The 16,830-nt window shown below is 49.5% G+C and carries 18 protein-coding genes and 1 other annotated feature; of the genes, 7 read left to right on the top strand and 11 right to left on the bottom strand.

Annotated features, from left to right (window positions below; genetic code table 11):
* Positions 1–118: 118 nt before the first annotated feature.
* The 5 genes from ymiC to topA all read right to left on the bottom strand — a co-directional run bounded on the left by ymiC (position 119) and on the right by topA (position 4,738).
* Positions 119–214, bottom strand: a complete 96-nt coding sequence (gene ymiC / locus QUE74_RS08440) for a small membrane protein YmiC (protein ID WP_001310756.1) — start codon at positions 212–214, stop codon at positions 119–121.
* A 113-nt stretch (positions 215–327) separates the two neighbouring features.
* Positions 328–495, bottom strand: a complete 168-nt coding sequence (locus QUE74_RS08435) for a YciX family protein (RefSeq protein WP_001355251.1) — start codon at positions 493–495, stop codon at positions 328–330.
* 2 nt (positions 496–497) lie between these two features.
* Complete coding sequence (locus QUE74_RS08430) at positions 498–638, bottom strand: YmiA family putative membrane protein (protein ID WP_001300896.1); 141 nt, start codon at positions 636–638, stop codon at positions 498–500.
* Positions 639–956: 318 nt separating this feature from the next.
* A complete protein-coding gene (gene cysB / locus QUE74_RS08425) occupies positions 957–1,931 on the bottom strand; it encodes an HTH-type transcriptional regulator CysB (RefSeq protein ID WP_000776253.1) in 975 nt (324 codons plus the stop codon).
* 209 nt (positions 1,932–2,140) lie between these two features.
* Positions 2,141–4,738 (bottom strand): type I DNA topoisomerase, encoded by a 2,598-nt coding sequence (gene topA, locus QUE74_RS08420; RefSeq protein ID WP_001309471.1) that lies wholly within the window; start codon positions 4,736–4,738, stop codon positions 2,141–2,143.
* Between the two features lie 379 nt (positions 4,739–5,117).
* Between topA and QUE74_RS08415 the strand changes: the two genes are divergently transcribed.
* The gene (locus QUE74_RS08415) at positions 5,118–5,369 is read left to right on the top strand and encodes a YciN family protein (protein WP_001031530.1); all 252 of its coding nucleotides are present in this window, start codon (positions 5,118–5,120) and stop codon (positions 5,367–5,369) included.
* Between the two features lie 35 nt (positions 5,370–5,404).
* Here QUE74_RS08415 and sohB read toward each other — a convergent pair whose 3' ends face one another.
* Positions 5,405–6,454, bottom strand: coding sequence for a protease SohB (sohB, locus tag QUE74_RS08410; protein ID WP_000422059.1), 1,050 nt, complete (start codon positions 6,452–6,454; stop codon positions 5,405–5,407).
* 219 nt (positions 6,455–6,673) lie between these two features.
* Here sohB and QUE74_RS08405 point away from each other — a divergent pair, with 219 nt between their 5' ends.
* Positions 6,674–7,432: a YciK family oxidoreductase gene (locus tag QUE74_RS08405; protein ID WP_000559303.1), complete on the top strand. Its 759-nt coding sequence runs from the start codon at positions 6,674–6,676 to the stop codon at positions 7,430–7,432.
* A complete protein-coding gene (cobO, locus tag QUE74_RS08400) occupies positions 7,429–8,019 on the top strand; it encodes a cob(I)yrinic acid a,c-diamide adenosyltransferase (RefSeq protein WP_001278873.1) in 591 nt (196 codons plus the stop codon). The genes QUE74_RS08405 and cobO overlap by 4 nt, the downstream gene beginning before the upstream one ends.
* 52 nt (positions 8,020–8,071) lie before the next feature.
* On the opposite strand, the gene QUE74_RS08395 is transcribed toward cobO, so the two are convergent.
* From QUE74_RS08395 to rnm, 5 genes are all read right to left on the bottom strand, one after another.
* On the bottom strand, positions 8,072–8,380 hold the full coding sequence (locus QUE74_RS08395) for a hypothetical protein (protein WP_001000709.1): 309 nt from the start codon (positions 8,378–8,380) through the stop codon (positions 8,072–8,074).
* A 12-nt stretch (positions 8,381–8,392) separates the two neighbouring features.
* Positions 8,393–9,394: a hypothetical protein gene (locus tag QUE74_RS08390; protein WP_000622030.1), complete on the bottom strand. Its 1,002-nt coding sequence runs from the start codon at positions 9,392–9,394 to the stop codon at positions 8,393–8,395.
* 169 nt (positions 9,395–9,563) lie between these two features.
* Entirely contained in the window at positions 9,564–10,439 is an 876-nt protein-coding gene (rluB, locus tag QUE74_RS08385; RefSeq protein ID WP_001291206.1) for a 23S rRNA pseudouridine(2605) synthase RluB, read from the bottom strand.
* A gap of 100 nt (positions 10,440–10,539) precedes the next feature.
* Positions 10,540–11,160 carry an L-threonylcarbamoyladenylate synthase gene (locus QUE74_RS08380; RefSeq protein WP_001353240.1) on the bottom strand — a complete coding sequence of 207 codons (621 nt, stop codon included), beginning with the start codon at positions 11,158–11,160 and terminating at the stop codon, positions 10,540–10,542.
* Positions 11,157–12,038, bottom strand: a complete 882-nt coding sequence (gene rnm, locus QUE74_RS08375) for an RNase RNM (protein ID WP_001353241.1) — start codon at positions 12,036–12,038, stop codon at positions 11,157–11,159. The genes QUE74_RS08380 and rnm overlap by 4 nt, the downstream gene beginning before the upstream one ends.
* Before the next feature lie 136 nt (positions 12,039–12,174).
* Between rnm and trpL the strand changes: the two genes are divergently transcribed.
* The 4 genes from trpL to trpCF all read left to right on the top strand — a co-directional run bounded on the left by trpL (position 12,175) and on the right by trpCF (position 16,830).
* Entirely contained in the window at positions 12,175–12,219 is a 45-nt protein-coding gene (gene trpL, locus QUE74_RS08370) for a trp operon leader peptide (protein ID WP_001700591.1), read from the top strand.
* Positions 12,196–12,289 (top strand) — a sequence feature (Trp leader region). Its footprint overlaps the gene before it by 24 nt.
* A gap of 21 nt (positions 12,290–12,310) precedes the next feature.
* The gene (trpE, locus tag QUE74_RS08365; protein ID WP_001194576.1) at positions 12,311–13,873 is read left to right on the top strand and encodes an anthranilate synthase component I; all 1,563 of its coding nucleotides are present in this window, start codon (positions 12,311–12,313) and stop codon (positions 13,871–13,873) included.
* Positions 13,873–15,468 carry a bifunctional anthranilate synthase glutamate amidotransferase component TrpG/anthranilate phosphoribosyltransferase TrpD gene (trpD, locus tag QUE74_RS08360; protein ID WP_000763525.1) on the top strand — a complete coding sequence of 532 codons (1,596 nt, stop codon included), beginning with the start codon at positions 13,873–13,875 and terminating at the stop codon, positions 15,466–15,468. The genes trpE and trpD overlap by 1 nt, the downstream gene beginning before the upstream one ends.
* Entirely contained in the window at positions 15,469–16,830 is a 1,362-nt protein-coding gene (trpCF, locus tag QUE74_RS08355) for a bifunctional indole-3-glycerol-phosphate synthase TrpC/phosphoribosylanthranilate isomerase TrpF (protein ID WP_286331932.1), read from the top strand.

The following is a 16,830-nucleotide window of genomic DNA, read 5'->3' as shown; positions in this document are numbered from 1 at the left end:
GGTGAATATTAAAGATAACACAAACATTGCGTAACGATTTGATAACAACCCAAATTGATAAAAGAGGAGAAACCTTGTGGCAAAGCAAATGAAAACCCCGCCGCAGCGGGGTCAGGGATCAGTGAGTAATGATCCAGAGGAGTTCGGCCCAGAAGAGCATCGACAGAGAAAATGCGCCCATCCAGGACCAATATTTCATATTTGTGTTGATCATAGGCTACACCCTTAACGGTTATTACTTTGTGTTGAGATAACTCAACCTGTTATTGCTGCGGTGTATTAAAAGCCCTTTAATTCATTAAAAATGGGTAATAAGAATGATGATAATTATTGTTTCGGCTGATCATCTTCAGCAAACAGTTCTATAAAGGCTTGCTGCTGCGTTGTTAGTTGCCAGTCGTCTGGAATAACGACGGAACATTCCCGTTTCGTTACTGGTTCATTGTCACTATGCTGACATAATTGTGACGACTCCAGTTGCTCCTGACCGACCATAGTTATCCCCACACTTTCCAAATCAGCAGTGCGACAACCACCCAGAAAAGTGCAGAACCAAGAAATACCGCTAGCCAGGCTTTGCGTTTTAATTCAGGGTCCCGGCGGGGTTCCTGATTTCCAGAAGGCATTGCTAACCTCATATAATCGCCATCACTTATCAGCAAGACGTTGAACGATTGGTGTAATTAATCATACGATGAGACAAATCCTAAAGAAACTTTAGTCAAAAATCCAGCGAATTTACGAATCGTCTCCAGTGAATAATTCAATCTTTTGACCTGAAATAGATATTTGAAAACTGGAGTTTGCGAGGCGGGTAATTAGACACTACTTTACAGGTGATTTACCCTATAAATATGAGGGATAAAAATATTGTGCACGGTATACAAATAAGCAACAAAAGAGAATATATTCCGGCACCTTCGCTACATAAAAGGTGCCGAAAATAACGCAAGAAATTATTTTTCCGGCAGTTTTATATCTTTAAACATGACCTCAATTTCTTCATTAGAGCGCAATGCGACAGCCGCATCAACGACATCACGCGTTAAATGCGGTGCAAAACGCTGAATGAAATCATACATATAACTGCGCAAAAAAGTACTACGGCGAAAACCAATTTTGGTTGTACTGTGGCTGAAGATATCGTGAGCATCAACGCGCACCAGGTCGGGATCGGCGACCGGATCCACCGCCATGCTGGCAATAACCCCTACCCCCAACCCTAACCGGACGTAAGTTTTAATGACGTCAGCATCCGTTGCCGTGAAGACGATACGCGGCGTTAACCCTGCGCGGTTAAAGGCAGTATCCAGTTCTGAGCGTCCGGTAAAGCCGAAGGTATATGTCACCAACGGATATTGCGCCAGTTCTTCAATGGTAATGGCTTTTTTGCCTGCCAGCGGGTGATCCGGAGTGACTACAATAGCCCGATTCCAGTGGTAGCACGGTAACATCACTAAATCTTCATACAGATGCAGCGCTTCTGTGGCGATAGCGAAATCGGCATTGCCTTTAGAGACAGCATCAGCAATTTGTGTCGGCGAGCCCTGGTGCATATGCAAAGAAACGCGAGGATAACGCTCAATAAAGCCTTTGATGACGTTTGGTAACGCATAGCGTGCCTGGGTATGCGTGGTGGCGATATACAGCGAGCCTTTATCCGGCCAGGTGTGCTCTCCGGCGACCGATTTTATGGCATCGACTTTCGACAGGACTTCACGAGCGATACGAATTATTTCTTGTCCTGCTGGCGTTACCTGCGTCAGGTGCTTGCCGCTTCGGGAAAAAATTTGAATGCCTAGCTCGTCTTCCAGCATTCTGACTTGTTTACTGATCCCGGGTTGTGATGTGTAAAGTCCTTCCGCCGTTGATGAGACATTCAGGTTATGATTGACCACCTCAACAATATAGCGAAGTTGTTGTAATTTCATGTTAAACCATCCACTTAGACGCCATCAGAACATCGTTTTTTCGTCACACCTGGCGGGTGACTAATACGATTTAATAATAAAAAATGTGCTAACTATAACCACTATATCATTTATAGCCTTAGTGTATAGGTGTGAAGAAAAAATAATATGCAATAAAAAAGGGCCGCTTTCGCGACCCTTTGTTTATAATAACCTGACAGGATTAAAGGTTATTTTTTCCCTTCAACCCATTTGCCATCAACATAAAATGCTGACCAGCCAGTCGCCTTTCCGTCTTTTTCCGAAGAGACATATTGCTGTTTGGTTTTACGGCTAAAGCGAACCATGGTCTTATTACCTTCCGGATCCTGCTGTGGCGCATCGGCCAGATAACGCAGTTTTTCCGGCAGACGGTCGCGGAAGCGATAAAGCTCTTCCACCAGTGGCGCACGTGTTTCACGCGATTTCGGGAAGGTATTGGCCGCCAGGAACACACCGGCAGCACCGTCACGCAGCACGAAATAAGCATCTGATTTTTCGCACGGCAGCTCCGGTAATGGCACCGGATCTTCCTTCGGTGGTGCCACTTCGCCGTTACGTAAAATCTTACGTGTGTTTTTACACTCTTCGTTAGTGCAGGCCATGTATTTACCGAAACGCCCCATTTTCAGGTGCATTTCAGATCCACATTTTTCACACTCAACGATCGGGCCGTCATAACCTTTAATGCGGAATTCGCCCTCTTCGATCTCGTAACCGTCGCAGGTTGGGTTATTACCACAGACATGCAACTTACGTTTCGGATCGATGAGATAGCTGTCCATCGCCGTGCCGCATTTCGGGCAACGACGTTTTGCGCGCAGCGCGTTGGTTTCAGCGTCTTCACCTTCCAGCACGTTTAGCACTTCGTTTTCCGGCACCAGGTTGATGGTGGTTTTGCAACGCTCTTTCGGTGGCAGAGCGTAGCCGGAACAGCCAAGGAATACCCCGGTGCTCGCTGTGCGAATACCCATTTTGCGACCACAGGTCGGGCAGTCGATGCTGGTCAGAACCATCTGGTTCGGGCGCATACCCCCCTCTTCGGGATCTTTTTCAGCTTTATCTAACTGCTGGGTGAAATCCGAGAAGAAGTGATCCAGTACAGCTTTCCACTCTGCTTCGTGATTTGCCACCTGGTCGAGGCTGTTTTCCATCTGTGCGGTGAAGTCGTAGTTCATTAACTCACGGAAATTCTCTTCCAGGCGATCGGTGACGATTTCGCCCATTTTTTCCGCATAGAAACGACGATTTTCTACTCGCACATAGCCACGATCCTGAATGGTCGAAATGATCGACGCGTAGGTAGACGGACGACCGATACCGCGTTTTTCCAGCTCTTTAACCAGCGATGCTTCACTGAAACGGGCTGGCGGCTTGGTAAAGTGCTGGGCTGGTGTCAGTTCAACGAGCGTCAGAGCATCGCCTTTATCGACTGCCGGTAAGATACGATCTTCATCGCCTTTACGCAGCGCAGGCATCACTTTCGTCCAGCCATCAAAGCGCAAAATACGACCGCGTGCTTTCAGGCGGAAATCGCCCGCACCAACGGTCAGCGTCGTGGAGTCATATTTCGCTGGGGTCATCTGGCAGGCAACGAACTGACGCCAGATTAACTGGTACAGTTTCTGCGCATCTGCTTCCATATCCTTCAGCGATTCCGCCATCACATTGACGTCAGAAGGACGAATCGCTTCGTGCGCTTCCTGTGAGTTTTCTTTGCTGGCGTACTGATTCGGACTTTCCGGCAGATATTTCTTACCAAAATTATCGCTGATATAACCGCGAACCATATTTACTGCGTCCTGACTCAGGTTGGTGGAGTCGGTACGCATGTAAGTGATATAGCCTGCTTCATACAAACGCTGCGCCATCATCATGGTTTTTTTCACGCCAAAACCAAGACGGGTGCTGGCAGCTTGTTGCAGCGTAGAGGTAATAAAAGGAGCGCCAGGTTTACTGGTTGTCGGTTTGTCTTCACGTTCCAGCACGCTGTAGCGCGCTTTTTCCAGCAGACTTACCGCAGCCTGAGTTTGTTCTTTGTTGACCGGGCGGAACGGTTTGTCGTTCTGATGAGTCACCTGCAACGCCAACGCATCACCAGATGGCGTGGTCGTGCTGGCATCGACTTCCCAGAACTCTTCCGGTACGAACGCTTTAATTTCACGCTCACGCTCGACCACCAGGCGGACCGCCACCGACTGCACACGACCTGCAGACAGACCACGAGCGATCTTTTTCCACAGCAGCGGCGAAACCATATATCCCACCACGCGGTCCATAAAGCGACGCGCCTGCTGGGCATTAACACGATCAATATTCAGCTCACCTGGTTTGTTAAATGCCTGGCGGATCGCGTTTTTAGTAATTTCGTTAAACACCACTCGGCTATAGCGCGCATCATCACCACCAATCACTTCCCGCAGGTGCCATGCAATGGCTTCCCCTTCGCGGTCAAGGTCGGTTGCGAGATAGATGTGGTCTGCTTTTTCAGCCAGTTGTTTCAGTTCAGAGACGACCTTCTCTTTACCAGGCAGCACTTCATAGTGCGCCTCCCAATTGTGCCACGGGTCAACCCCCATACGGTTGACGAGAGCGCCACGTTCATCCTTTTTAGGCTTTTTAGCCGTCTTGGTGGAGGTAGAGTCGGCACTCTTTTTGGCAGCTGAGCCACTGGTCGGCAAATCGCGGATGTGACCGACGCTGGATTTCACCACGTAGTCACTACCCAGATACTTGTTGATCGTTTTGGCTTTTGCCGGGGACTCAACGATGACAAGAGCTTTACCCATATTCACCTTACCTAATTTGATTCTTCCAGGAATGCGTCGCACGTTGATAAACCTTCCACTGGCAACGAGTTACCGATATGGACTCGTTCTCTGCGGATATCAACCCCTTGTCGTGACTCTGTTCACGAAAATTCAGGTGACTGAGTTAACAGGTCTTGGCCTACAGGCGCTATAGCACGACGGAATTTTGGTCGAATGTCAAGCAAATCTATTGCCAGATTGACGAAAGCGTCACACTGTACCTGATAAAATCCGATACGCAACTTTATTAGCATGCAAAATCCAAAGTTACCAGTAAGGCGCTCTTGCCACCAGCGTGGTATATTTGTCTGCAAGCCATGCCTGGCGTAGACTAATGTCCTTGTTTAAGGAGTAAATAATGAACAAAGAGACACAACCCATCGACCGCGAAACGCTGTTGAAAGAGGCCAATAAAATCATTCGTGAGCATGAGGATACGCTCGCAGGGATTGAAGCCACCGGCGTCACGCAGCGTAATGGCGTGCTGGTATTTACCGGCGACTACTTTTTAGATGAACAAGGATTGCCAACAGCCAAAAGCACCGCGGTGTTTAATATGTTCAAACACCTGGCCCATGTGCTTTCAGAAAAATATCACCTGGTTGATTAAAGCAAAACGCGAGGTCTTACCCTCGCGTTTGTCTTTTACATCAATGGCTTTTGCCCCCGCTGCCACCAGCGTAGCAACAATCGATCAGCGCTCTCTGCCGCGCTGCCGGTGAATCGGTCAATGAGTCGTTTACGCTGCATATAGCGTACATTGACCACTTCACGGCCTTCCATCAGGCTAAGAATAACTTCATCACTGGTGTTGATTTCATCAACCAGGCCTTTCTCTACCGCCTGTTGTCCGTACCAGTGTTCACCCGTTGCCACCTGTTCAATATCCAGAGACGGACGCATACGCTTCACAAAATCTTTAAATAACTGATGCGTTTCGTTCAGCTCTTCGCGGAATTTCTCCCGCCCTTCTTCGGTGTTTTCACCCAGCAAGGTCAGCGTGCGCTTATACTGCCCGGCGGTGTGCAGTTCGATATCAATATCTTTGCTTTTCAGGAAGCGGTTAAAGTTGGGCATTTGCGCCACCACCCCAATGGAACCCACAATAGCAAACGGTGCGGAAACAATTTTGTCCGCCACACAGGCCATCATGTAACCGCCGCTGGCAGCAACTTTGTCTACCGTAACAGTTAAAGGAATGTTTTTATCACGCAGACGCTGCAGCTGCGAAGCCGCCAGCCCGTAACCATGCACCATGCCACCAGGGCTTTCCAGACGTAGCACAACCTGATCCTGCGGTTTAAATGCTGCGAGTACCGCCGTTATCTCTTCACGTAGCGAGTTCACTTCATGGGCGTCCATGCTGCCTTTAAAATCCAGCACCCAGACGCGAGGTTTACTGTCAGTTGCCACCTCGCCCAGTTTGGCTTTCGCTTTTGCGGCTTTCGCTTCTTGCTTGTGCTTTTTCTTCTGCGCTTTATGCCACTGTTTTTGCTGATGAGTGTCCATCAGCGCCGCGGCCAGTTCTTCTTTCATCTCCTTATACTGTTCGCTGAGATTGTTGACCCGTAACTCGCCACGCTGGCGTTTATTACGTTGAGCAACATTGACAATAATGGCGGCAATCGCCGCAATCGCTAGCACAACGGTAACGATTTTCGCCAAAAACAAACCATATTCAGACAACAATTCCACGAGTCCCCACCTTGGTTAAACAACGCTTTGGCTCACAGTTTACAACAGGCATGTTAAGCCGTCTCGCAGAGATGTTATTGCAGCGAAAGTATGACAAAGTATCCATTTTGCGGTGTTATCGCCCCAGGCTGATTGAAATGCCCTTCTGTTTCAGGCATAAAGCCCCAAAGTCTTAAAGTACACTGGCAGCGCGACAGACAACGTCGTTGAGGAGTAGCCATGCATTACCAGCCAAAACAAGATTTACTCAATGATCGCATTATCCTGGTGACGGGAGCCAGCAATGGTATTGGTCGTGAAGCCGCGATGACGTATGCACGCTATGGTGCGACAGTGATTCTGTTGGGCCGTAATGAAGAAAAATTACGTCAGGTAGCCAGCCACATAAACGAAGAAACTGGGCGTCAGCCACAGTGGTTTATTCTCGATTTGCTGACCTGCACGTCCGAAGATTGCCAACAACTGGCACAGCGCATTGCCGTTAATTATCCGCGTCTGGATGGTGTTTTGCATAATGCCGGATTGCTCGGCGATGTTTGCCCAATGAGCGAGCAAAACCCGCAGGTCTGGCAGGACGTCATGCAGGTCAACGTTAATGCCACCTTTATGCTCACCCAGGCACTGCTTCCTTTATTACTCAAATCGGACGCCGGTTCACTGGTCTTTACTTCATCAAGCGTTGGACGTCAGGGGCGTGCAAACTGGGGCGCTTATGCAGCGTCGAAATTTGCCACCGAAGGGATGATGCAGGTACTGGCCGATGAATATCAGCAGCGCCTGCGCGTCAACTGCATTAACCCAGGTGGTACGCGCACCGCAATGCGCGCAAGCGCCTTCCCGACCGAAGATCCACAGAAACTTAAAACACCCGCTGATATCATGCCGCTCTACCTCTGGCTGATGGGCGATGACAGCCGCCGTAAAACCGGCATGACCTTTGACGCCCAACCGGGCCGTAAACCAGGAATATCCCAATGAGTGATGAACGCTACCAACAGCGTCAGCAGCGTGTAAAAGATAAAGTGGATGCCCGTGTGGCCCAGGCCCAGGATGAACGCGGTATTATCATCGTCTTTACCGGCAATGGAAAAGGCAAAACCACCGCGGCATTTGGTACAGCAGCTCGCGCAGTTGGTCACGGAAAAAAAGTGGGCGTCGTGCAGTTTATTAAAGGCACCTGGCCTAATGGCGAACGAAAACTGCTGGAGCCACACGGCGTTGAGTTTCAAGTGATGGCAACGGGCTTTACCTGGGATACGCAAAACCGCGAATCTGATACCGCAGCCTGCCGTGAAGTCTGGCAACATGCCAAACGAATGCTGGCAGATGCTTCACTGGATATGGTTTTGCTCGATGAGCTGACGTATATGGTGGCGTATGACTATTTACCACTGGATGAAGTGGTGCAGGCGTTAAATGAACGTCCACATCAACAGACGGTGATTATCACGGGTCGTGGTTGTCATCGGGATATTCTTGAACTGGCGGATACGGTAAGTGAATTACGCCCTGTCAAACATGCGTTTGATGCCGGTGTTAAGGCGCAAATCGGGATTGATTATTAAGGGAAAGCACCTCAAAAGATCGCCTCTTGAGGTGCTTTAATCATAATTATATTCAAGCGGCAATAGCAAAACTCAGAATCCGTTTAATCTCATTCAAATGTCCCGGATATGCTTCATGATTCTCAGCGTCAACATCTTCAATAAATAATATCAGTTCAGTAATTAACGCATTGGCATCTTCATAACTGATTCCGCTTAACTCTGGCGAAGTTTCAGTACCGTAGTTAATCGTCAGATTGTTCATCACCGTGAGGATAAGGATAAAATATTTATGACAAACCTTGCAAGTGGTTTTGTTGCCCAGAGTATTATACAGCATATCAAGTAATGCCAGTATTCTACGGTTTTGTACATCGTTCATAAAAAGCCCCTCCTATAACATTATTCCGCTGGCAATAAGTAATTTCGCCAGCCCCTCAGACGCCTTTAACCCACTAATGACCTGTGCGCGTAATATTTCATTTAATCTGTTTTGTTCAGCTGCCGTGCGTGTTTTATTAGTGTATAAACCTTTTAGATAATCACCCTTATCTATAAAGGCATTTAAAGCTTCAATCGCGGGCATTGCAGCAGCCGATGCCTGTAGTCTGGTTTCATTCACATTGATTACTGAACTTAGAAACTCCTTCCTGTTTTTCAGAGTGTTAAACTCTGTATTCTTAGAGTTTTTAGATACCGCATTATAATAAAGCATATTATTATGTACATTCGCAAAGGTATAATTTTCAATCTTATCGCCTTTTGTATAAATATCATTACGCAAAACAGTCATGTTTTTTATAAGTCTTACCCAATTTTTATCCGCCGTTTTACCTATTTTCCCAGCATTGACCTTTATTATATATAACTCGTTGAAATAACTTACTAAATCTTTAACTGCCGCTGCCGATTCAGCTAAATCTTTGCTATGTGAAACATCAAGTAGTGTTTGCGCGTTGTTTGCGTGATCCAGAGCCTGTTTAAGTAATGTCACTTGCTGACTTTCTGTAGTTTTTATGTCTTCAGTCAAGAGCTCTACATAAGCACTCATGCTATTAATGACTTCCATTGAAGCCAGTAGTTTCTCTTTTTCGAATGGGACTAATTGTACTTTATCTGTTTTTTCTTCAGGGGGCCTGCATAATTTTCCACCCTGACCATCGTTCGCAACATCAATGGTATAATCAGGTCGCAATGCACAATCCGGATTAGTCGCATAAAAATTAACAAGGAAGTTTTCACGAGAAGCATAGTATTGTTTAAAGAAACTTGCATTCGCCGCAACCGCCTTGTTACCCGCAGTAATAACAGTTTCAGCTTGCTCATTTTTCAATGCTTCAGTTGCACAACCTGAAAGCATTAACAGCGATAGAAATAATCCACTATATCTAATCATAACCCACCTCTTGACGTTGAGTTTATCTCAGATAATTAAATAGTAATGTGGCTATTCCCTGGCATTATTCATAAGCAAGTATGAAATTAAATTAAAATACTGCGACTATTTATCATGCTTCAAATGAAGAAAAGGCCCCGCAGGGCCTTTATTTAATACTTAACTTAAATTAACCGTTATTATTACGTCCACCAGAACGACGACCGCCGCTGACCTGGCTGTGACGTTTCACCGCACGACGAATTTGATTCGCCTTCATACGACGACGGTCTTTTTCTACAGCAACTTTAGAGCTGGTTTCTGGCGGTAGTTCCACCAGCTCACGCAGATAGTTAGTCTGGGCAAGATCCAGCTCAGTCCAGCCACCGCGTGGCAGACCTTTCGGCAGTGGGATATCACCGTAACGCACGCGGATCAGACGGCTCACCTGCACACCAACAGCTTCCCAAAGACGACGAACTTCACGGTTACGGCCTTCGGTCAGAGTAACATTGTACCACTGGTTGATCCCTTCGCCGCCGCTGAACTTAATGGTTTTAAAGGCTGCCGGACCATCTTCCAGCTGCACGCCACGACTCAAATCACGCAGTTTCGCGTCGTCAACCTGACCAAATACACGCACGGCATATTCACGTTCAACTTCACGGCTTGGATGCATTAGACGGTTTGCCAGTTCACCGTCGGTGGTAAACAGCAGGAGACCGCAGGTGTTAACGTCCAGACGACCTACGGCAATCCAGCGTGCACCGCGCAGTTTTGGCAGACGGTCAAATACCGTTGGACGCCCTTCCGGATCGTTACGGGTACACAACTCACCTTCCGGTTTGTAATAGGCCAGAACGCGACAAATTTGTTCAGCGGACTCACGTACCGAAATCAGGTGACCATCGATACGGATTTTCAATCCAGGGGTAATTTCAACACGATCGCCGAGTTTAGCAATTTTGCCATCAACACTCACACGACCGGCTTCAATAATAGATTCGATTTCACGGCGAGAACCGTGGCCGGCACGCGCCAGCACTTTCTGTAGCTTTTCGCTCATAGAGCTTCCTTTTGGTGTCGCCTTCCCAGGCGTCGAACAGGAGAATCAATGGCGCAGTAGAGCGCCATTTTAAGGCCGCGTAGTATACAGAGTTAATCACTTATAAAAAAGGCTTCACATCACCTACACCTTCACGCAATACGACTGGCGTATCATCGGTGAGATCAATAACCGTTGTCGGTTTCTGCCCGAGATAGCCGCCGTGAATAATCAAATCCACCTGTTTTTCCAGACGGTCTTTAATTTCTTCCGGGTCAGACTCGGTAAATTCGCTGCCAGGTAGCATCAGTGATGTGGAAAGCATCGGTTCGCCCAATGCTTCAAGCAACGCCTGCGCAATCGGGTTAGAAGGCACACGCATACCGATGGTTTTGCGTTTTTCCTGCAACAGACGGCGTGGCACTTCCTTCGTCCCCTTCAGGATGAAAGTGTAGTTACCCGGCGTATTGTTTTTCATCAAACGAAACGCAACGTTATCGACAAATGAATAGGTCGAGAGTTCAGAAAGATCGCGACACATCAGGGTAAAGTTGTGACCGTCCGGCAGCTGGCGAATACGACAAATACGCTCCATGGCGTTTTTATCTTCAATTTTACAGCCGAGCGCATAGCCGGAATCAGTTGGATAAACAATCACCCCGCCTTTACGCACGATCTCCACCGCCTGGTTGATCAGACGTTGCTGCGGGTTATCAGGATGAATATAAAAAAACTGGCTCATAATTCCCTCTCTGTGGTGTTCTGCGGCTGTTCCCATAGCTGCCAGACGCCTTCAACGCCTGCGGGCAGCCAGAGTTTACGACCCAGTTCGATCCACGGGCATGGCTGATGAAAATCAGATCCTTGTGATGCCCATAAATGGTGCTGGCGGGCAAGCGTCGCCAGTTGGGTGCGTTCATTGGGCGATTGCTGGCACTGCGCGACTTCCATCGCGTCGCCGTGGTGTTCGGCAAAATGCGCAACCAATCTTTTCAGCCATTTAGCACTAAGATTGTACCGCCCAGGATGAGCAAGCACTGCCTTACCGCCAGAATGATGAATGACATCAATAGCTTGTTCTATTGTACACCACTGTGGCGGAACGTATCCGGTTTTCCCGCGTGCCAGATATTTTTTAAAGACATCCGCTATTGAACTGGCTTTGCCACATTCAACCAAGAAACGCGCAAAATGACCGCGCGTCACCGCACCGCCCTGCGCCAGTCGTTGCGCGCCTTCCAGCGCCCCAGGTATTTGCGCTTTTTCAAGTCTTTCGGCAATTAACTTCGCCCGCTGATTGCGCCGTTCTGTCTGCTGCGCGAGGAACTCACTCATTGCCGAATGTGCAATATCAATATTCAGCCCGACAATATGAATTTCATGATTTTCCCAGACGGTGGATATTTCCACGCCAGGAATAAGATTCAGTGCCAGTCCTGAACGTGAAATTTCTTCTCTTGCTGGCGCGATTGCCGCTGTGGTGTCATGGTCGGTGATCGCCAGGGTGCCGACGCGCATCTCGACTGCACGGTGCACCAATGCTTCTGGCGTCAGGCAGCCATCGGAAGCTGTGGTATGGCTGTGCAGGTCATAAATCACTGCGTAATTCGTGTCGCTCAAGGCGCACTCCCGTTTTGGATAATGTTTTTGCGCCGACATCATAACGGTTCTGGCAAATATTCTGAAATGAGCTGTTGACAATTAATCACCGGACTAGTTAACTAGTACGCAAGTTCACGTAAAAAGGGTATCGACAATGAAAGCGATTTTCGTACTGAAAGGTTGGTGGCGCACTTCCTGAAACGGGCAGTGTATTCACCATGCGTAAAGCAATCAGATACCCAGCCCGCCTAATGAGCGGGCTTTTTTTTGAACAAAATTAGAGAATAACAATGCAAACACAAAAACCGACTCTCGAACTGTTAACCTGCGAAGGTGCTTATCGCGATAATCCGACCGCGCTTTTTCATCAGTTGTGTGGGGATCGTCCGGCAACGCTGCTGCTTGAATCCGCAGATATCGACAGCAAAGATGATTTAAAAAGCCTGCTGCTGGTGGACAGTGCGCTGCGCATTACAGCATTAGGTGACACTGTCACTATTCAGGCACTTTCCGGCAATGGCGAAGCTCTGCTGGCATTACTGGATAACGCCCTGCCTGCGGGTGTGGAAAATGAACAATCACCAAACTGCCGCGTGCTGCGCTTCCCTCCTGTCAGTCCATTGCTGGATGAAGACGCCCGCTTATGCTCTCTTTCGGTTTTTGACGCTTTTCGCTTATTGCAGAATCTGTTGAATGTACCGAAGGAAGAACGAGAAGCAATGTTCTTCGGCGGCCTGTTCTCTTATGACCTTGTGGCGGGGTTTGAAGATTTACCGCAATTGTCAGCGGAAAATAACTGCCCTGATTTCTGTTTTTATCTCGCTGAAACGCTGATGGTTATCGATCATCAGAAAAAAAGTACCCGTATTCAGGCCAGTCTTTTTGCTCCCAATGAAGAAGAAAAACAACGTCTCACTGCTCGCCTGAACGAACTTCGCCAGCAACTGACCGAAACCGCGCCGCCGCTGCCGGTAGTTTCCGTGCCGCATATGCATTGTGAATGTAATCAGAGCGATGAAGAGTTCGGTGGCGTAGTGCGTTCGTTGCAAAAAGCGATTCGCGCCGGAGAAATTTTCCAGGTCGTACCATCTCGCCGTTTCTCACTGCCCTGCCCGTCATCGCTGGCGGCCTATTACGTGCTGAAAAAGAGTAATCCCAGCCCGTACATGTTTTTTATGCAGGATAATGATTTCACCCTGTTCGGCGCGTCGCCGGAAAGTTCGCTCAAGTATGACGCCTCCAGCCGCCAGATTGAGATCTACCCGATTGCCGGAACACGCCCACGAGGACGTCGCGCCGATGGTTCACTGGACAGAGACCTGGACAGCCGCATTGAACTGGAGATGCGTACCGACCATAAAGAGCTTTCTGAACATCTGATGCTGGTGGATCTCGCCCGTAATGACCTTGCGCGCATTTGCACTCCTGGCAGCCGCTACGTTGCCGACCTGACCAAAGTTGACCGTTACTCTTACGTGATGCATCTCGTCTCCCGCGTTGTCGGTGAGCTGCGCCACGATCTTGACGCCCTGCACGCTTACCGCGCCTGTATGAATATGGGCACGTTAAGCGGTGCCCCGAAAGTGCGCGCCATGCAGTTAATTGCCGAAGCGGAAGGTCGTCGACGCGGCAGCTACGGCGGTGCGGTAGGTTATTTCACCGCACATGGCGATCTCGACACCTGCATTGTCATCCGTTCGGCGCTGGTGGAAAACGGTATCGCCACCGTGCAAGCCGGTGCTGGCGTAGTCCTTGATTCTGTTCCGCAGTCGGAAGCCGACGAAACCCGTAATAAAGCCCGCGCTGTACTGCGCGCTATCGCCACCGCGCATCATGCACAGGAGACTTTCTGATGGCTGACATTCTGCTGCTCGATAATATCGACTCTTTTACTTATAACCTGGCAGATCAGTTGCGCAGCAATGGGCATAACGTGGTGATTTACCGCAACCATATTCCGGCGCAAACCTTAATTGAACGTCTTGCGACCATGAGCAATCCGGTGCTGATGCTTTCTCCTGGCCCCGGAGTGCCGAGTGAAGCGGGTTGTATGCCGGAACTCCTCACCCGTTTGCGTGGCAAGCTGCCAATTATTGGCATTTGCCTCGGACATCAGGCGATTGTCGAAGCTTACGGGGGCTATGTCGGTCAGGCGGGAGAAATTCTTCACGGTAAAGCGTCGAGCATTGAACATGACGGTCAGGCGATGTTTGCCGGATTAACAAACCCATTGCCGGTAGCGCGTTATCACTCGTTGGTTGGCAGTAACATTCCGGCAGGTTTAACCATCAATGCCCATTTTAACGGCATGGTGATGGCGGTGCGTCATGATGCGGATCGCGTTTGTGGATTCCAGTTCCATCCGGAATCCATTCTCACCACCCAGGGCGCTCGCCTGCTGGAACAAACGCTGGCCTGGGCGCAACAGAAGCTGGAGCCGACCAACACACTGCAACCAATTCTGGAAAAACTGTATCAGGCGCAGACGCTTAGCCAACAAGAAAGCCACCAGCTGTTTTCAGCGGTGGTGCGTGGCGAGCTGAAACCGGAACAACTGGCGGCTGCATTGGTCAGCATGAAAATTCGCGGCGAGCACCCGAACGAAATCGCCGGGGCAGCAACTGCCCTTCTGGAAAATGCTGCGCCGTTCCCACGCCCTGATTATCTGTTTGCCGATATCGTCGGCACCGGCGGTGACGGCAGCAACAGTATCAATATTTCTACCGCCAGTGCGTTTGTCGCCGCGGCCTGTGGGCTGAAAGTGGCGAAACACGGTAACCGCAGCGTCTCCAGTAAATCCGGCTCGTCGGATCTGCTGGCGGCATTCGGTATTAATCTTGATATGAACGCCGATAAATCGCGCCAGGCGCTGGATGAGTTAGGCGTCTGTTTCCTCTTTGCGCCGAAATATCACACCGGATTTCGCCATGCGATGCCGGTTCGCCAGCAACTGAAAACCCGCACCCTGTTCAATGTGCTGGGGCCATTGATTAACCCGGCGCATCCTCCGCTGGCGTTAATTGGTGTTTATAGTCCGGAACTGGTGCTGCCGATTGCCGAAACCTTGCGCGTGCTGGGGTATCAACGCGCGGCGGTGGTGCACAGCGGCGGGATGGATGAAGTTTCATTACACGCGCCGACAATCGTTGCCGAACTGCATGACGGCGAAATTAAGAGCTATCAGTTGACCGCTGAAGATTTTGGCCTGACTCCCTACCATCAGGAGCAACTGGCAGGCGGAACACCGGAAGAAAACCGTGACATTTTAACACGCTTGTTACAAGGTAAAGGCGACGCCGCCCATGAAGCAGCTGTCGCGGCGAATGTCGCCATGTTAATGCGCCTGCATGGCCAGGAAGATCTGCAAACCAATGCGCAAACCGTTCTTGAGGTACTGCGCAGTGGTTCCGCTTACGACAGAGTCACCGCACTGGCGGCACGAGGGTAAATGATGCAAACCGTTTTAGCGAAAATCGTCGCAGACAAGGCGATTTGGGTAGAAGCCCGCAAACAGCAGCAACCGCTGGCCAGTTTTCAGAATGAGGTTCAGCCGAGCACGCGACATTTTTATGATGCACTGCAAGGCGCACGCACGGCGTTTATTCTGGAATGCAAAAAAGCGTCGCCGTCAAAAGGCGTGATCCGTGATGATTTCGATCCGGCACGCATTGCCGCCATTTATAAACATTACGCTTCGGCAATTTCGGTGCTGACTGATGAGAAATATTTTCAGGGGAGCTTTGATTTCCTCCCCATCGTCAGCCAAATCGCCCCGCAGCCGATTTTGTGTAAAGACTTTATTATCGACCCTTACCAGATCTATCTGGCGCGCTATTACCAGGCCGATGCCTGTTTATTAATGCTGTCGGTGCTGGACGACGATCAGTATCGCCAGCTCGCTGCTGTAGCCCACAGTCTGGAGATGGGCGTGCTGACCGAAGTCAGTAATGAAGAGGAGCTGGAGCGCGCCATTACATTGGGAGCAAAAGTCGTTGGTATCAACAACCGTGATCTGCGTGATTTGTCGATTGATCTTAACCGTACCCGCGAGCTTGCGCCGAAACTGGGGCACAACGTGACGGTGATCAGCGAATCCGGCATTAATACTTACGGCCAGGTGCGTGAGTTAAGCCACTTCGCTAACGGCTTTTTAATTGGTTCGGCGTTGATGGCCCATGACGATTTGAACGCCGCCGTGCGCCGGGTGTTGCTGGGTGAGAATAAAGTATGTGGTCTGACGCGTGGGGAAGATGCTAAAGCAGCCTATGACGCGGGTGCGATTTACGGTGGATTGATATTTGTTACAACGTCACCGCGTTGCGTCAGCATTGAAGAGGCGCAGGAAGTGATGGCTGCGGCACCGTTGCAATACGTTGGCGTGTTCCGCAATCACGATATTGCCGATGTGGTGGACAAAGCTAAGGTGTTATCGCTGGCGGCAGTGCAACTGCATGGTAATGAAGATCAGCTGTATATCGATACGCTGCGTGAGGCTCTGCCAGCAAACGTCGCCATCTGGAAGGCTTTAAGTGTCGGTGAAACTCTTCCCGCGCGCGATTTTCAGCACATCGATAAATATGTATTCGACAATGGTCAGGGCGGGAGCGGACAACGTTTCGACTGGTCACTGTTAAACGGTCAATCTCTTGGCAACGTTCTGCTGGCGGGTGGCTTAGGCGCAGATAACTGCGTGGAAGCGGCACAAACCGGCTGCGCCGGGCTTGATTTTAATTCTGCTGTAGAGTCGCAACCGGGCATCAAAGACGCACGTCTTTTGGCCTCGGTTTTCCAGACGCTGCGCGCATATTAA

The organism is Escherichia sp. 10290 (assembly GCF_030295155.1).
In the GTDB taxonomy this organism is placed as follows: Bacteria; Pseudomonadota; Gammaproteobacteria; order Enterobacterales; family Enterobacteriaceae; genus Escherichia; species Escherichia coli_F.
This window is presented reverse-complemented; position numbering and strand designations above follow the sequence as displayed.

Bases quoted from the DNA above. Each gene is read 5' to 3' on its own strand.
- topA (WP_001309471.1), bottom strand. From the start codon at position 4,738: ATGGGTAAAGCTCTTGTCATCGTTGAGTCCCCGGCAAAAGCCAAAACG.
- QUE74_RS08430 (WP_001300896.1), bottom strand. From the start codon at position 638: ATGAGGTTAGCAATGCCTTCTGGAAATCAGGAACCCCGCCGGGACCCT.
- ymiC (WP_001310756.1), bottom strand. From the start codon at position 214: ATGATCAACACAAATATGAAATATTGGTCCTGGATGGGCGCATTTTCT.
- trpE (WP_001194576.1), top strand. From the start codon at position 12,311: ATGCAAACACAAAAACCGACTCTCGAACTGTTAACCTGCGAAGGTGCT.
- rluB (WP_001291206.1), bottom strand. From the start codon at position 10,439: ATGAGCGAAAAGCTACAGAAAGTGCTGGCGCGTGCCGGCCACGGTTCT.
- trpD (WP_000763525.1), top strand. From the start codon at position 13,873: ATGGCTGACATTCTGCTGCTCGATAATATCGACTCTTTTACTTATAAC.
- QUE74_RS08405 (WP_000559303.1), top strand. From the start codon at position 6,674: ATGCATTACCAGCCAAAACAAGATTTACTCAATGATCGCATTATCCTG.
- cobO (WP_001278873.1), top strand. From the start codon at position 7,429: ATGAGTGATGAACGCTACCAACAGCGTCAGCAGCGTGTAAAAGATAAA.
- QUE74_RS08380 (WP_001353240.1), bottom strand. From the start codon at position 11,160: ATGAGCCAGTTTTTTTATATTCATCCTGATAACCCGCAGCAACGTCTG.
- QUE74_RS08395 (WP_001000709.1), bottom strand. From the start codon at position 8,380: ATGAACGATGTACAAAACCGTAGAATACTGGCATTACTTGATATGCTG.
- cysB (WP_000776253.1), bottom strand. From the start codon at position 1,931: ATGAAATTACAACAACTTCGCTATATTGTTGAGGTGGTCAATCATAAC.
- QUE74_RS08435 (WP_001355251.1), bottom strand. From the start codon at position 495: ATGGTCGGTCAGGAGCAACTGGAGTCGTCACAATTATGTCAGCATAGT.
- QUE74_RS08415 (WP_001031530.1), top strand. From the start codon at position 5,118: ATGAACAAAGAGACACAACCCATCGACCGCGAAACGCTGTTGAAAGAG.
- QUE74_RS08390 (WP_000622030.1), bottom strand. From the start codon at position 9,394: ATGATTAGATATAGTGGATTATTTCTATCGCTGTTAATGCTTTCAGGT.
- trpCF (WP_286331932.1), top strand. From the start codon at position 15,469: ATGATGCAAACCGTTTTAGCGAAAATCGTCGCAGACAAGGCGATTTGG.